At 67.5% G+C, this 14,237-nt stretch carries 14 protein-coding genes; 7 read left to right on the forward strand and 7 right to left on the reverse strand.

Annotation, left to right across the window (positions count from 1 at the left end):
- The first annotated feature begins 13 nt into the window (after positions 1 to 13).
- A complete protein-coding gene (locus tag IFT58_RS08270) occupies positions 14 to 349 on the forward strand; it encodes a zinc ribbon domain-containing protein YjdM (protein WP_188326627.1) in 336 nt (111 codons plus the stop codon).
- Positions 350 to 377: 28 nt separating this feature from the next.
- Here IFT58_RS08270 and IFT58_RS08275 read toward each other — a convergent pair whose 3' ends face one another.
- Complete coding sequence (locus tag IFT58_RS08275) at positions 378 to 1,505, reverse strand: transglutaminase-like domain-containing protein (protein ID WP_192094442.1); 1,128 nt, start codon at positions 1,503 to 1,505, stop codon at positions 378 to 380.
- A 230-nt stretch (positions 1,506 to 1,735) separates the two neighbouring features.
- Between IFT58_RS08275 and IFT58_RS08280 the strand changes: the two genes are divergently transcribed.
- The 4 genes from IFT58_RS08280 to IFT58_RS08295 are packed head-to-tail and all read left to right on the forward strand — an operon-like array spanning position 1,736 to position 4,585.
- Positions 1,736 to 2,338: a hypothetical protein gene (locus IFT58_RS08280; protein WP_188326629.1), complete on the forward strand. Its 603-nt coding sequence runs from the start codon at positions 1,736 to 1,738 to the stop codon at positions 2,336 to 2,338.
- Positions 2,339 to 2,383: 45 nt separating this feature from the next.
- The gene (locus tag IFT58_RS08285; RefSeq protein ID WP_192081896.1) at positions 2,384 to 2,560 is read left to right on the forward strand and encodes an oxidoreductase-like domain-containing protein; all 177 of its coding nucleotides are present in this window, start codon (positions 2,384 to 2,386) and stop codon (positions 2,558 to 2,560) included.
- A complete protein-coding gene (locus IFT58_RS08290; RefSeq protein WP_342029543.1) occupies positions 2,557 to 3,201 on the forward strand; it encodes a DUF998 domain-containing protein in 645 nt (214 codons plus the stop codon). The genes IFT58_RS08285 and IFT58_RS08290 overlap by 4 nt, the downstream gene beginning before the upstream one ends.
- Before the next feature lie 52 nt (positions 3,202 to 3,253).
- On the forward strand, positions 3,254 to 4,585 hold the full coding sequence (locus tag IFT58_RS08295; RefSeq protein WP_192094443.1) for a virulence factor family protein: 1,332 nt from the start codon (positions 3,254 to 3,256) through the stop codon (positions 4,583 to 4,585).
- Positions 4,586 to 4,951: 366 nt separating this feature from the next.
- On the opposite strand, the gene mprF is transcribed toward IFT58_RS08295, so the two are convergent.
- The gene (mprF, locus tag IFT58_RS08300) at positions 4,952 to 7,510 is read right to left on the reverse strand and encodes a bifunctional lysylphosphatidylglycerol flippase/synthetase MprF (RefSeq protein WP_192094444.1); all 2,559 of its coding nucleotides are present in this window, start codon (positions 7,508 to 7,510) and stop codon (positions 4,952 to 4,954) included.
- A gap of 194 nt (positions 7,511 to 7,704) precedes the next feature.
- Here mprF and IFT58_RS08305 point away from each other — a divergent pair, with 194 nt between their 5' ends.
- The gene (locus IFT58_RS08305; protein ID WP_188326633.1) at positions 7,705 to 8,052 is read left to right on the forward strand and encodes a RidA family protein; all 348 of its coding nucleotides are present in this window, start codon (positions 7,705 to 7,707) and stop codon (positions 8,050 to 8,052) included.
- A gap of 212 nt (positions 8,053 to 8,264) precedes the next feature.
- On the opposite strand, the gene rnfB is transcribed toward IFT58_RS08305, so the two are convergent.
- The 5 genes from rnfB to IFT58_RS08330 all read right to left on the reverse strand — a co-directional run bounded on the left by rnfB (position 8,265) and on the right by IFT58_RS08330 (position 12,485).
- Positions 8,265 to 8,690, reverse strand: a complete 426-nt coding sequence (rnfB, locus tag IFT58_RS08310; protein ID WP_192094445.1) for an Rnf electron transport complex subunit RnfB — start codon at positions 8,688 to 8,690, stop codon at positions 8,265 to 8,267.
- A gap of 25 nt (positions 8,691 to 8,715) precedes the next feature.
- Positions 8,716 to 9,309 carry an HAD family hydrolase gene (locus IFT58_RS08315; protein WP_192081915.1) on the reverse strand — a complete coding sequence of 198 codons (594 nt, stop codon included), beginning with the start codon at positions 9,307 to 9,309 and terminating at the stop codon, positions 8,716 to 8,718.
- Between the two features lie 29 nt (positions 9,310 to 9,338).
- Positions 9,339 to 11,423 (reverse strand): methionine--tRNA ligase, encoded by a 2,085-nt coding sequence (gene metG / locus IFT58_RS08320; protein ID WP_192081892.1) that lies wholly within the window; start codon positions 11,421 to 11,423, stop codon positions 9,339 to 9,341.
- A 111-nt stretch (positions 11,424 to 11,534) separates the two neighbouring features.
- Positions 11,535 to 11,978: a DUF2147 domain-containing protein gene (locus tag IFT58_RS08325; protein ID WP_192081891.1), complete on the reverse strand. Its 444-nt coding sequence runs from the start codon at positions 11,976 to 11,978 to the stop codon at positions 11,535 to 11,537.
- Positions 11,979 to 12,092: 114 nt separating this feature from the next.
- Entirely contained in the window at positions 12,093 to 12,485 is a 393-nt protein-coding gene (locus IFT58_RS08330) for a VOC family protein (RefSeq protein WP_192081890.1), read from the reverse strand.
- A gap of 408 nt (positions 12,486 to 12,893) precedes the next feature.
- Here IFT58_RS08330 and IFT58_RS08335 point away from each other — a divergent pair, with 408 nt between their 5' ends.
- Positions 12,894 to 14,201, forward strand: coding sequence for a hypothetical protein (locus IFT58_RS08335; RefSeq protein WP_192094446.1), 1,308 nt, complete (start codon positions 12,894 to 12,896; stop codon positions 14,199 to 14,201).
- Positions 14,202 to 14,237 lie beyond the last annotated feature (36 nt).

Genomic DNA, 14,237 nt, shown 5'->3' on the forward strand with positions numbered 1-14,237 from the left:
AAGGTCCCGCCCGATGTCCGCCACCCCTCCCTGCCCGCAATGCACCCTGGAAAACACCTACGCCGATGGCGCGCTGATGATCTGCGCCGACTGTGGCTTCGAGTGGACGGCTGAAGAGAGTGTCGGCTCCAGCGTGGTGGTGCGGGACAGCAACGGCAACGTGCTGGCGGCCGGGGACACGGTCACCGTGATCAAGGACCTGAAGGTCAAGGGCTCGTCGATTCCGCTGAAGCAGGGCACGGTGATCCGCAACATCCGCCTGGTGGAAGACGATGCCGAACACATCGAAGGCAACTCGGAGAAGATCAAGGGCCTGGTGCTGAAGGTCTGCTTCCTCAAGAAAGCCTGATGCGCGCGCCGCCGGGCAGGGCTCGGCGCTACAACGCCGCATGGGCGGCCTGCTGGTGCCGCCAGCGCTGCAGGCTGTCCAGTTTGCTCTGGTAACGCGACTGTTGCGCTGCTCCACCCAGCTGCTGCGCGCGCTGCAGTTCGCGCCCCGCGCGCGGCAGGTCACCGGCCATCACGTAGACACGTGCCAGCGCGAAGTGGAACTGGTGGGCGCTGTCGTACAGCCGCAACGCCCTGCGATAGAAATGGATGGCGCGATCACTGTCGCCCGCGCGTTCGGCTTGCGTCCCCAGCAGGTACTGCACGAAGGGATCACGTTGCCGCACGTGCTGCAGGCGCTGCTGCAGGCGCGCTGCTCCCGCGCGGTCGCCCATGCGGGCCAACAGGCTGCTCGCGTTGATCAGGCTGGGGGTGTGGCGGGGCGAAATGCGCAGCGCTTCCATGTAATGCGCTCGCGCCAACGGCAGGTTTCCCTGGCGGCCTTCCAGCACGGCGAGGTTGTTCAGGGCTGCACTGAAGCCTGCCGATTGCCGCAGGGCAGCGTCGAACCATGCGCGCGCGGCGACCACGTTGCCCGCCTCCAGCTGCACTGCGCCGCGATTGTTGTAGAAATGGGCGAGGGCCCGCGCATCGTCGATCGGGCGCGGTCCCTTTCGGTCATAAAGGACGTTGCGGTCAAGGTCCACTGTGCCGCTTCGTCCGTTGACCTCGATCCCCGCGTTGACGTGGCCGACGTTGTAGATCACGCCTTCTTCCTGATACCACGACACCACCTGGTCCACTTCCTGCACGCGGGCCTGGATGCCAGCGCTGCGCGCGAGGGCAACGAACAACAGGGTGAAGGACAGGCAGTTCGCGCGTCGCTGCTGCCAGGTCTCGCTGACGGTGAGCGTTGCAGCGGCGTCGTACTGAAGATCCATGCCGTCGCGGGCGAAGATCATCTCGACCAGTTGCTGCAGGCGCGCTTCGCGGTCGGGTCCGGCGGAGATCACCCGTTGCCGCAGCAGCGCTTGCAGGCCGGGCGGCACCGCGACGATCTGCGACGCCGATGGTGGGGTGTCCGCAGCCAACGCCTGCACCGGAGCGCCCTGCGTCACGGGCAGCGCGAAGGCGGACACGCTGAAGAAAGCGAGCAGCAGCACCGGCCAGCGCGTCATGGCGGTTCTCCGTGGGCACGCGGGTGCCTCTTCGGGCGAGTCTAGCGCCGGCGCGTGCCCCCGCAAGACCGCCCGTCGGCCGGTTGCGCTTCATCCACAGCGGGTGTGGACGAGCACTCGATAAAGCTGTGCATAAGTGCTCCCGCCCCAAGCGCAGCAAGCATCGTGAAGGGTGGTGAAAAACTAGCCAGCGCTTGCGTGCGCAGGGACTGGCGGGCCATGCTGCGGTCATGGAATTCCAGCCTATCGTTCTGCCTGCCGCGCAATGGACCGAGCTCGAAGCGTGTTACGCCTCGCCGCCGCGTGCGTATCACCATTTCGGCCATGTGCGCGCGCTGCTGCAGCACTGCCAGTGGGTTGCCGATGGCCCCGGCTGGGCACAGCCACGCGAGGTGTATCTCGCCGTGCTGTACCACGATGCCGTCTATGAAAGCGGTCGCAAGGACAACGAGGCGCGCTCTGCCGCCCTGGCGGTGGAGGCGATCACCCGCTGGTTGCCGGACGAAGGTATCGACGCGGGCAGAGTGAGCGAGCTCATCCTGCTGACGGCGCAGCATGGTGGGCTGCAGCCGGCCGATGTGGATGCGGACGCCGCGCTCTTCCTGGACTGCGACATGGCCATCCTCGGCGCGCCCGCCGAGGTCTTCGATGCCTATGATCGGGGCGTGGCGGAGGAATATGCCGGGACGGTTCCCGGCTTCCTGTACCGGGCGGGACGGCGGCGCTTCCTGCGCGGCGTGCTGCGGCAGCCGCGCATTTTCCTCAGTGACACCTTCCACCAGCGTTTCGATGCGCCTGCGCGGGACAACCTGCAGCGGGTGGCGGGCCGCTGAATCGGCTCGTTACACTGACCGCCCCTTTGTTGTCGGCGTGCCTGCGTGGCTGATCCTGATTCCGATCCGCGTCCTGTTCCCCCAGAAGCGCCCGGCCCGAACGAGTGCTGCGGGAGCGGCTGCCCCCTGTGCGTGCTGGATCTGTATAGCGACGAACTGCAGCGTTACCGGCAGGCCTTGGCCGAGTGGCAGGCGCGGCACCCTGAGGATGCCGCCAGGTGAGTCGCCAGGATGGGCTGCGCACGGCGAGCGGGGTTGCACTGTTCGCTTTGGCGGGTTTCATCGCCATTGCACTGTCCACGCAGTTTCTTCGTGATGACCTGGATTGGATGCAGGCGACGTTGAGCCTCTACCTGCGTGGGCCATGGGGGCTCTTGTTGCGGCTGGCCTATGCGCTGCTGGCGCTGGCGCTCGTGCTGCTCGGCACCGCCCTGTTCCGGTATGCCCGCGGTCCTCGCCGCAGTGGGGCGGCGGCGCTGCTGTTCGCCATGGCGGCCCTGGGACTGGTCGGCGTGGCGGTCGGGGACAGTTGGCTGCCCACCCATGCGCCGCTGGTGTGGCCCTTGGCCCACGGCGTGGCGGCCAACACCGCGTTCCTGTGCGCCAGCGTGGCGATGCTGCTGCAGGCGTGGTATCTGCGTTGCGAACCCGGCTGGGAACGCAGAGCCGCCCGGTTGTGGTGGTGGGCCTGGCTGGCCTTCGGGCTGCTGTGGATGCACGTCCTGTGGCGTGCACCGCCCCGCGGTGCGGGACAGAAGCTGGTGATCGCGGTCATCGTCGCGTGGCTGGTGGCAGTGGCATGGGCCGGGTGGCGGCGCGGGGCCCTGCCGGTGGATGACCACGACAGGATCGGCATCGCCTAGCGCACGCGCGCAGGCGTATCGTTGCGGCATTGTCCGATGTCGGGAGCAGTGCATGCGGTTTGCGGGGACGTGCAGCGGGATGCTGCTGATGTTGACGATGCTGGGGGCGCTGCCGGCCGATGCCGGCACGTTGCAGGTCAGCCATGGCCGCTTCCAGCAGGTGCCGGTGCAGCAGCCGGAAACGGCGCCGCAGCGGGTGGTGATCTGGTTCCATGCAGCCGGCAAAGCGGCGCTTGCGCAGCGGGAACGTGCTGCGCTCGCCGACGATGGTGCGCTGGTGGTGGCGGTCGACCTGGGCCAGTTGCAGGCCGCACTGCGCCGAGAGCACGCGGGCGACTGTGCGTTCGGCTCTGGTGATGTCGAGAATTTTTCCCGCTGGCTGCAGGCCTACCTGCGGCTGCCCGGTTATCGGCTGCCCCTGCTGGCGGGTGACGGCGAGGGCGCGGCCTTCGCGTATGCGCTGGCGGCCCAGGCCGATGCGGGCGTGTTCGCCGGACTGCTGACCACGCAGCTACCGGAGGCGCCTGTAGGGCAGCGGATGACCTGCGGCGCCGGTACTGCAGCAGGACGTCTGCAGGCCAGCGCTTTGTCGCTGCCCTGGTTGGACGCACGCGATGCGCAAGGACACGCAGAGCACGCACTGCTGCGCGACGTGGCACGTGCCCGGTCCTTCCGGCGAACCGCGGACGGTGACGCGGTGCCGGGGCTGCGTGCCGCAGCGCGGGTGATCGGTGCGGCACCGGGGGTCAGCGTTGCGCCGCCACCGGCCGGGCTCGACGACCTGCCGGTGGTGGAAGTGCCTGCGGTGGGCGCAGGTGACACGATGGCGATCTTCGTCTCCGGCGATGGGGGCTGGGCCGGGCTGGACAAGGACGTTGCCGCCGCACTGGCCGCGCGCGGGGTCGCCGTAGCCGGGGTGGACTCACTGCGCTATTTCTGGAGTGCACGTACACCGGCGGGATTCGCTGCTGATCTTGCCCGCATCGCGACACACTATCAGCAGCGCTGGCAGCGCCCCAATCTGCTGCTGGTCGGCTTCTCGCAAGGCGCGGATGTACTGCCCGCGAGCATCAACAAGTTGGACCCGGCGCTGCGGGCACGGGTCGATCTGATTGCGCTGATGTCAGTGGGGCGCACGGCGGACTTCGAGTTCCACGTAAGCAACTGGCTGGGCAGCAACGACGATGGCCTGCCGATTGCCCCCGAAGTGGCGAAGCTGCCTGCTGCGAAAACGCTGTGCATCTATGGGGCCAAGGATACGGATGCCCTCTGCCCCGACCTGCCGCCGGGCAGCGTGCGGGTGCTGCAGCTACCGGGTGATCATCATTTCAACGGCGACCACGACCGTCTGGCCGCCGAGATCCTGAAAGCGGCAGGCCGCTGATCGTCAACCCCAACGTGAAGCACAAGCAGCCGCCGGTAGTGCCGACTTCAGTCGGCACCGCGAAGCAGGAGCAGCCGACTGAAGTCGGCTCTACCCGTGATGGTGCACGCGATGCAGCAGCCGCCCGCTAGTGCCGACTTCAGTCGGCACCGTGAAGCAGGAGCAGCCGACTGAAGTCGGCTCTACCCGTGACGGTGCACGCGATGCAGCCGCCGCCCGGTAGTGCCGACTTCAGTCGGCACCGTGGTGCAGGAGCAGCCGACTGAAGTCGGCTCTACCCGTGATGGTGCACGCGACGCAGCAGCCGCCAGGTAGTGCCGACTTCAGTCGGCACCGCGAAGCAGGAGCAGCCGACTGAAGTCGGCTCTACCGTCGCGGTTCCAGCGAGATCAATCGGGTGGCATCCAGCAGGGCAGCGGGTAGATGGACGCCACCCGGTGCGGCCAGGTAGCGCGGTCGCCACTGCGGCGCGAACTTGGACTTGAAACGGCGCAGCCCGCTGAACCCGTAGAAGCGTTCACCATGGCGCGCCACCAGCGAAGCGACGCGGTTCCACCGGCCCGCAAGGCGATGGGTGGCCAGCCCGGACAAGGGCGCCATGCCCAGCGAGAACCGTGTATCGCCCTGTGCGCGGGCCCACAGGAACAGCTCGATGAAAAGAAAGTCCATCGTGCCTTTCGGTGCATCGGGCAAATGGCGCATCAGATCAACCGACAGCTCATGCCCCGCTGGTGCGTGCCATAGGTTGGCGAACGCCACGATGCGCCCCTCTGCCTCGACCAGCGCGATCGGAAAGCGGGCCAAGTAGGTGGGATCGAAACTGCCCAGCGAAAAGCCTTTCTCTTCGCCCGCCTTGTCGTCCAGCCACGCGGTGGAGATCAGCGAGAGCGCCGGAATCAATGCAGGAACTTCGTCGGCGGCGGCGACGCGGAACGTCAGTCCACTGCGCTTGCCCCGGTTCCAGGCCTGCCGCAGATCAGCACGGTCGCGGCCCTCCAGGGTGAAATCCTGCAACGGCACCATGGCTTCCTCGCCCAGCTTCACCAGCCCAAGGCCCAGATCCAGGTAGGTCTGCCAGTACGCTTCGCCGACCTGGTAGAACACCGGCCGCAGCCCCAGCCGGTCCGCTTCTTCGCGGAACTGCCAGATCAGGGCGCGCGCGATGTCCGGCGGGCCCACCGGATCCCCCATGGCGATCAACGAGCCGCCATGGCGCTGCATCATCACGAAGCCCAGGCCCTGCGCATCGCGCAGTACCGCTTTGTCCGCGGTGAGAACCAGACAGGCCTGGGTATCCATCGCCTGTGCCAGCACCGGCGCGAGCGCCTGCAGTGTCGCGTCGTCTGCCGGGGGCAACGGGCCCCGCGTGCTGTGCAGCAGCCGGCCCAGGCCGAAGATGGCCACGGCCATCGCCACCACCAGCAGCGCACGCAGCGCGCGGGGGGCGTTGCCGGACAGGGCGAACTGCCACCAGAGTTCATTCTGGTACTCGACGTGGCTGTAGACGAAGAACAGCAGCCACACTACCGCGACCAGCACCAGACCCAGGTTGCGGATCCACGGCCACGACCACGCCTGGTCAAGCAACGCGCCCTCGCGGTAGAACTCGCGTCGCGCGCTCCACAGCGCCACCGCGACCACCAGTGCGGCCAGCGCGATCAGTACCTGGCCGCCGCGCAGCCAGATCGGGAGCGGCGACGCGACGCAGATCGCCACTGCCAACATCCAGGCGGCATGGCTGCGTCGCGCCAAGCCTTGGGCGATCAATAACAGGACCACGCCCGCCAGGCTGCCCAGCAGGTGCGAGGTCTCCAGCAGCGGCAGCGACGCGGTACGCAGGTAGCGATGTGTGGCCGGCAGGGTGCCGTCCACGATCAATGCCGCACCCACGCTGAAAACCGCCAGCGCGATGATGTTCGGTAGCCAGGGGCGCAGGGTCTTCCAGCCTGCGCGGGTCACGCCGGCGCTGGCACGCAAGGGACGACGCAACGTGGGCGCTGCGGCCAGCACGGTGGCCAGCAGCAGCGGCAGCACGTAGTAGGTGATGCGATAGACCAGGGCGGCGGCCAGTACCGCGCCGGGGGCAACCTGCGGCAGCAGTTTCAGCAGGCTCCACTCGAACACGCCGAGCCCGGCGGGTACCGTGGATACCAGGCCCGCCAGCACGGCGACCAGGTACAGGCCGACGAAGCCGGGCAGGCCGGTCGGTGCGGAGTCGGGCAACAGGACATAGAACGCCGCAGCGGCCAGGACCAGTTCCACGATGCTGAGCGCGGTGACGGCCAGCATCGTGCGGCGGTCCGGTAGCCACAGGCCGTGGCCGAGCAGCGAGAAGGTGCGCCCCTGACGGCCGACCAGCAACGCCGCGCTGGCATACGCCAACAGCAGCAGCACGCCGAGTGCCTGCAGCGCGCCGCTGTGCAGGGGAAGCGCCAGCGCGGCCGCGGCCGGTTCCAGGCTCAGGGCGACACCGAGCAGCACCCAGGCACCAAAGACGAAACCGAGCGTGCTCATCAGCACCACCTGGCCGATCTGTGCCAGGTCCAGGCCAGCGCTGCGGTAGCCCCGCAGGCGAACGGCGCCGCCGGTCAACGCGGCGAATCCCACGGTCTGGCCAAGCGCATGGGCGAGGAACGCGGTAATGCCGATGCGCGCGGGGTGCACGCGGACGCCACTGCGATGCAGACCGATCGCATCGAAGCCGATCAGGCAGGCATAGCTGGCCAGACCCAACAGCACGGCCAGCAGCAGTTGGCCTGCACTGAAATCGTGGAAGGCCTGGCGCACGGCACGGTACCCATGCGCATCGAAGGCGCCTGCCAGCCCATGCAGGGCCAAGGCCAGCACCGCAAGCGGAAACAGCACGGCGAACACACGTTTGACGCGCAGTGACGTCGTGGAAGAAGGCGCGGTCGTGTCGGTCATGGGGGGAAGGTGGGCCAAGGATGGCGACGGAGGCGTCAATGCGTCGAAGCTGCGCACTTTGCGCCGGGTTGGATGATTTTGCCAGCGGAATGGCGTGCAGAGGATGAGCGCACGTTGATGTCCATGTACTGCCCACAGTCGCGCCGTGGTGGAGGACAATGGGGGTCCGTTTCGTCCAAAGAGGAGCCACGCCCATGTTGGAGCGTTTCGATGTTGGTCCGCGCATGTCCGAGATGACCGTGCACAACAAGGTCGCTTACCTGTCCGGACAGATTCCCGAGGACACCAGCCAAGACATCACCGGGCAGACCCGCCAGGTGCTGGAAGAGATCGACAAGTTGCTCGGTCAGGCGGCCAGTGACAAGCAGCACGTGCTGCGCGCGGAGATTTTCCTCGCCGACATGGCGGATTTCGATGGCATGAACGCGGCGTGGGACGAATGGGTCGTGGCAGGGATGACGCCCGCCCGTGCGACCGTGGAAGCCAAGCTGGCGCACGCCGAGTGGAAGGTCGAGATCGTGGTGACGGCCGCCGTCCCGTAAGGGCGGTTGCCCGGGCCCCGCTGTCAACGCGAGGGCCGGAGCTGCAGGGCTGCCTGCAGGTGGGGCGGGGTGGGTTGGCGGCGGGCATGCGCTGACCTGTCGCGCCGACCCATGGTCGGCGGCATGTCCACGCCAAGGGCCCGTTGCGCTCGCCGACCATGGGTCGGCGCTACCGTCCTGCGGCGACTGGAAATGGGGGGCGTCGCAGGGGTTCAGTCCCTTCGACCGGGCACCAGCACGATGCAGTCCACCGGGCACGGGGGAATGCACAGCTCGCAGCCGGTGCACAGGTCGGCAATCACCGTGTGCATGTACTTGGCGCCACCGACAATGGCATCCACCGGACAGGCCTGGATGCACTTGGTGCAGCCGATGCAGTCTGCTTCCACCACCAGCGCGACCTGCGCTGGCTTGTGCGCGCCGCGGGTGCGATCGAAGGGCACGGCCGGCACGCCCAGCACCTGCGCCAGTGCGCGCGCGCCGGCGTCGCCACCGGGCGGGCAGCGCTCCACGCCAGCGACGCGGCGGGCCATCGCATCGGCGTACGGGCGGCAGCCCTCGAAGCCGCACTGGCCGCACTGGGTCTGCGGCAACAGGCGGTCAAGGCGCTCGACCAATGGAGGAAGCATCGTGCTCATGCGGGGCGAAGGCTGCGCAGGGGACTCATGGGGTCAGGGGTTTTCCGCGGTACCAGCGGTCATGGGCGAGGGCCAGCATCGGCCGGTCTTCGCTGCTGTCACCGTAGGCGTGGATGCGTGCGTAGCGGTCCAGGTCGAACCGTTGACGGATCTGCTGCGCCTTGCGTGGGCCACAATCCGTGCCGGCGTAGCAGCCGGTCAGACGACCATCGCGGCTTTCCAGCCGGTTGCAGATCAACTGCAGGCCCAGCGCCGTGCACCAGGGCTGAAGGTACAGGTCCACCGACGCCGACACCACGGCCACGGTATGCCCCTGCGACTGGTGCCATCGGATCTGCTCCAGCATCTCCGGCCGCACCATGTCCGGCAGCAGGTCGCGCGCATAGCCGGCGGCCAGCGCGGCGATATCGTCTGCGTGGCGGTCCCGCATCACCAGCGCGGTGACCCGTGCGCGGATACGCGCGGCAGAGATCAGCCGTAGCCGGTACGCGGCCAGCCACGGGCCCACCGTCCACCACGCGCGTGCGCGCTGTTCCGGCGTCGCGACACGGCGCAGGAAACGGCTGTAGGTATCGCGCGTGGTGATGGTGTGGTCGAAGTCGAACAGCGCCAGTTCCATCGCACCCTCCGTGGCGACCATGCCGGGCTTCAGCGGACCGGCATGCCCGGCAGCGCGGCACTGTCGGCGTCCAGCAGGGCCAGGGCACCGCCGTCGAAACCGGCCGAGAGGATCATGCCTTCGCTCAGGCCGAAGCGCATCTTGCGCGGTGCCAGGTTGGCGATGAACACCACGCTGCGGCCAACCAGCTTTTCCGGCTCGCCGTAGCTGGCGCGGATGCCGGAGAAGATCTGCCGCGTGCCCAGCTCGCCGGCATCCAGTTCAAAGCGCAGCAGCTTGTCCGAGCCTTCCACGAATTCGCACGCGACGACCTTGCCGATGCGCAGGTCGAGCTTGGCGAAATCATCGATGCCGATGTAGGCCGGCGCGCCGTCGTCCTTCGTCGGCGTGGGGGCAGCGGCAACTGCGGCAGCCGGCTTGGCTACGGCATTCGCAGCAGCAGCGGGCGCGGCCGGGGTCGGCTGCAGGGTGTCTTTGGAGGCGTCGGTCATGGCGTCGATTTTCTTCGGGTCGATACGGGTGAAAAGCGGAACGTACTCGTTGATGCGGTGGGCCAGCAGCGGCTGCGACAGCGCGGTCCAATCGGTCACCGGCGCGGCGAGGAAGGCTTCGGCTTGTGCCGAGGTGGCCGGCAACACAGGCTTCAGCGCGGTCACCAGCACCCGGAACAGGTTCAAGCCCTGGCTGCACACCGACTGCAACTGCGCGTCGGCGCCTTCCTGCTTGGCGATCACCCACGGTTTGACGTCGTCGATGTAGCGGTTGGCTTCGTCCGCCAGTGCCATGGTCTGCCGGATCGCCGCCGCCGGGTCGTTGCGCTCGTAGGCTTCGCGGATCGGCGCGAGCGCTTCGACGAAGCGTTCGTACTGCGCCGGGTCAGGCAGCTGCGCGGCCAGTTGGCCATCGAAGCGCTTGGCGATGAAGCCGGCGCAGCGGCTGGCCAGGTTGACGAACTTGCCGACCAGGTCGGCGTTGACGCGGGCGATGAAGTCGCCGAGGTTCAGATCCAGGTCGTCCACGCCGCCAGAGGACTTCGCAGCGTAGTAGTAACGCAGCGCCTCCGGTTCCAACCCGGCATCGAGGAACGTGCGCGCCATGATGAAGGTGCCGCGCGACTTGCTCATCTTCGCCCCGTCCACCGTCAGGTAGCCGTTGACGTGCAGGCGGGTCGGCGCGCGGTGGCCGGTGCCATGCAGCACCGCCGGCCAGAACAGGCCATGGAAATTGACGATGTCCTTGCCGATGAAGTGATGCAGCTCGGTCGACGTGCCGGCGCGCAGGTGTGATTCGAAATCCACGCCGGTCTTCGCACACAGCGTCTGGAAGCTGGACAGGTAGCCGATCGGCGCGTCCAGCCACACGTAGAAATACTTGCCCGGGTGGCCGGGGATCTGGAAGCCGAAATACGGCGCGTCGCGCGAGATGTCCCACGCACGCAGGCCACCGTCGGCATCCAGCCATTCCATCAGCTTGGCCTTGACGCCGGGCAGGGCGACATCGCCGGACAGCCACTCGCGCAGGAAGCCCTCGAAACGGCCGACTTCAAAGAAGAAATGCTCCGAATCGCGGATTTCCGGCGTCGCTCCGGAGATCACCGACTTCGGTTCCTTCAGGTCCGTCGGGCTGTACGTCGCGCCGCAGACTTCGCAGTTGTCACCGTACTGGTCAGCGCTGCCGCAGTTCGGGCAGATCCCCTTGATGTAGCGGTCCGGCAGGAACATGCCTTTGGCAGGGTCATAGAACTGCGCCACCGAGCGACGGCCGATGTGGCCCTGCGCTTCGAGCTTCAGATAGAAAGCTTCGGTCAGCGCCCGGTTGGCATCGGAATTGGTCGAATCGTAGTGATCGAAGGCGACGTCGAACGCGGCGAAGTCGCGTTCGTGGCTGGCCTGCACGTTGGCGATGAAGGCCTCCGGGGTGACCCCGGCTTTCTCGGCCGCCAGCATGATCGGCGTGCCATGGGTGTCGTCGGCGCAGACGAACCAGGCGGTCCCGCCACTCATTCGTCGCGCGCGCACCCAGATGTCAGCCTGGATGTAGCCCACCAGATGGCCCAGGTGAAGGGGGCCGTTGGCATAGGGCAGGGCGGTGGTGACAAGCGCGGTACGGGTCATGGTCACGGGGTGCAGCGAGGGGAAGCGACGATTATCGCATGGCCCCCACGGATGGGGGTCGGATCCCGCTCGCAACGCGAACCCGATCCGACCCCGTCGGCCCCGTCGGGCTTATTCGCGCTGCCAGGTCTGCGCGCGGCAGATGAAGGCGACACAGCCGGACACATCCAGCTTGGTGCCGCCGGTCTGCAGCTTCATCTTGGATTTGTAGGTCTTCCCGTTGGCCGGGTCCAGGATGGTGCCGCCGGACCAGCTGCCCGCGCCATCGGACTTCAGGTTCCACAGGATCGTCATGCCCTTGACCGGTTTGTCCTTGTTGGCACCGCTGCAGTCGCTGCAGACCGGATTGGGGCCCTTGTCGGAATGCAGGATGTCCACCACCTTGCCGCTCAGCGTGCCATTGCTGGCCTGGGCGATTTCCACGATCGACTTCACCTTGCCGGTCTTGTCGTCGATGGTTTTCCAGCGGCCCACCGCAGAGTCGGCGGCGTTCGCCGACAGCGCAGCCAGGCAAAGCGGCAGCGCCAGCAGCAGGGTCTTGAAGGTCTTGCGCATGGTCCCCTCCCAGGGCATTGATTCGAGATCGGCATGGGTGCCGACGTGTGCTGACTGTATACCCATCCGGGTGGGTATGGTGCAAGGCTTCCCCTCATCGACCACACGCCCGCCTCAGGCTTCGTAGAGTTCCAGCGGAAGGTGATCCGGGTCGGCGAAGAACGTGAAGCGCCTGCCGGTGTACTCGTCCACGCGGATCGGCTCGCAGGCCACGCCGTGGTGGGCCAGATGGGCAATGAACGGCTCCAGTGCGTCCACTCGGAAGGCCAGGTGGCGCAGTCCCTGGGCCTCCGGGCGACTGGGGCGGGGCGGCGGCGTGGGGAAGGAGAACAGTTCCAGTTGGCCGCCGTCGGGCAGTGCCAGGTCCAGCTTCCAGGAGTCGCGTGCGGCACGGTGATGTTCGCCGAGGACGGTCAGTCCGAGCACGTCGACATAGAACGCGCGTGAGCGGGCGTAGTCGCTGCAGATGAGGGCGACATGGTGAATGCCTTGCAGACCGTGGGCCATGGGCGTGCACTGAGTAAGGGCGTGCCATGTTCGCAGAACAGGGCGTAGCGCGGGGCGATTGGCCAGTGTGCAAGGACGAAATGCGAAAGTACGCGCAGCGCGTCGCGGGCAGTCTGAGGCTTCCTCAATCCGCAAACGAGTAGCCCCGTGACAGCCACCGCGACACCCAACGCCGAACCGTTGTTCAGGCACACCGCCGCGTTCCTTGCCGGGCAAGTGACGATCAAGCCCACTGCGCCGCCGCCGTCGCCGCCGAGCGCGCTGATATCAGTTGCCAACCAGCCCTCGCCTGGCAGGGTGACGAGCCCTTCAGCCGCCCCCACCTGTGGCGGGGTGGCACTCCTCCCACCCCCGCGTGGCGGGTCAGACGCACCGCTCGTTACCGACCGCGGTGAATGGAGATGCTTCGTGGAGCATCTGCAGCGGCGAGGCGAAGTTCCCGGTGCCAGCGGCCATGATCCCGAGCGGGGTGTGGTCTCACCGCGCGCTGTCAGTGTCAGGCAGATGCTCGCGTTCCTTCGCACCCCGGCGCCCGTTGATCCGGCCTGCAGTGCGACGCCTGCGTCACTGCCCATGGCCGCACGCGTTGCACCGCCCAGCGATGGCGGCGGGACTGACGATCCGAAATCAGCGGGCCCCGTCGATGCTCCGCCGGAGCCGGCCACCCTGCTGCGACGGGTGGCGCAGCCGGAGATGCAGGACATCGCGTTCGACGTTGAAGGAAGCCCGCTGGACGAGGAGCTCGAACAGCGGGCCGAGATCTACCAGACCAACGATCAACCATCGGCCGCGTCGCATGAGGACGAGGATGAGGACGACGAGCCACACCAGTGCTTTGGGACGATGCCGCGGTTCGAGTTGGCGAAGTACCGGGCTGACCGCGTCAGGCAGGCCAACGCGGCGCTCCGACAGGATGCAGCCGAACGCCGCCGTCTCGGGTTCCACCTGCACGAAACCGTCCGCGCCTATGACCCGGACGACGCGCCTGGCGAGGTGGCGACTGCGCCCGATCAACGCGTTCGGACCAAGGACTTCGACGGAGCGTCACTGCCGGAGCAGGGGCCAAGTGTTGCTTCCCCGGACGTAGAGCGACGTGCCGGGAGCGGTTCAACGGCAGCAGACGCGCCCGGCCGGGGTGGCGATGGCATGGACGGCCCGGAACCGGAGCCCGCCCACCAGACGTCGCTGCCGCGTCAGAGTTCATGGCTGCATGGCGCGAACGCTCCACAGCGCGATGCCCGAAGCAGCGAGGCGTCCTCTCGCCACGACGACGCGAACGCACTCCTTGTGCATTCGCCGTCCCACCGGAACCGCCAAGACGAGGCCCCGCCGCACGCGGACGTTGCCGAAGGCAGCACGCTCTGGACCGACCTTGGGCGGGACGACGAGTGGCCCGTCCTGCACACTCGGTCAGACGAAACGGATGTCTCGCCGATGCAGGACCCGCAGATCCTGGATCACAGCGACCCCGCCGCCCGCGCCCTTCGCTGCGAACAGGAATTGGAGCGCGTGATGCAGGAGGTGGAGCAACTTGAGGACGAGATGAAGGCGCAGCTCCTCCTCAACCTTGGCGGGGAGGAAGGCACCGCACGCACCCTTCGCCGCCAGCAGGAACTGGAGCACCTGCTGCAGAAGGTGCAGCACCTGGAGGACGAGTGGAATGCGTGCGTCTTGCCCGACCAGGCCGAGGAGGACGACGTCGGCGTCTACTTCTGAGCCAAGCAGCGGTCAGGTCCCTTCCCCGGCAGGGAA

It is taken from the genome of Stenotrophomonas sp. CFBP 13718, assembly GCF_014842145.1.
Lineage (GTDB): Bacteria > Pseudomonadota > Gammaproteobacteria > Xanthomonadales > Xanthomonadaceae > Stenotrophomonas.

Excerpts from the sequence above, each read along its gene's own strand:
- IFT58_RS08270 (WP_188326627.1), top strand. The coding sequence starts at position 14 with ATGTCCGCCACCCCTCCCTGCCCGCAATGCACCCTGGAAAACACCTAC.
- IFT58_RS08275 (WP_192094442.1), bottom strand. The coding sequence starts at position 1,505 with ATGACGCGCTGGCCGGTGCTGCTGCTCGCTTTCTTCAGCGTGTCCGCC.
- IFT58_RS08280 (WP_188326629.1), top strand. The coding sequence starts at position 1,736 with ATGGAATTCCAGCCTATCGTTCTGCCTGCCGCGCAATGGACCGAGCTC.
- IFT58_RS08295 (WP_192094443.1), top strand. The coding sequence starts at position 3,254 with ATGCGGTTTGCGGGGACGTGCAGCGGGATGCTGCTGATGTTGACGATG.
- mprF (WP_192094444.1), bottom strand. The coding sequence starts at position 7,510 with ATGACCGACACGACCGCGCCTTCTTCCACGACGTCACTGCGCGTCAAA.
- IFT58_RS08305 (WP_188326633.1), top strand. The coding sequence starts at position 7,705 with ATGTTGGAGCGTTTCGATGTTGGTCCGCGCATGTCCGAGATGACCGTG.
- rnfB (WP_192094445.1), bottom strand. The coding sequence starts at position 8,690 with ATGAGCACGATGCTTCCTCCATTGGTCGAGCGCCTTGACCGCCTGTTG.
- IFT58_RS08315 (WP_192081915.1), bottom strand. The coding sequence starts at position 9,309 with ATGGAACTGGCGCTGTTCGACTTCGACCACACCATCACCACGCGCGAT.
- metG (WP_192081892.1), bottom strand. The coding sequence starts at position 11,423 with ATGACCCGTACCGCGCTTGTCACCACCGCCCTGCCCTATGCCAACGGC.
- IFT58_RS08325 (WP_192081891.1), bottom strand. The coding sequence starts at position 11,978 with ATGCGCAAGACCTTCAAGACCCTGCTGCTGGCGCTGCCGCTTTGCCTG.
- IFT58_RS08330 (WP_192081890.1), bottom strand. The coding sequence starts at position 12,485 with ATGGCCCACGGTCTGCAAGGCATTCACCATGTCGCCCTCATCTGCAGC.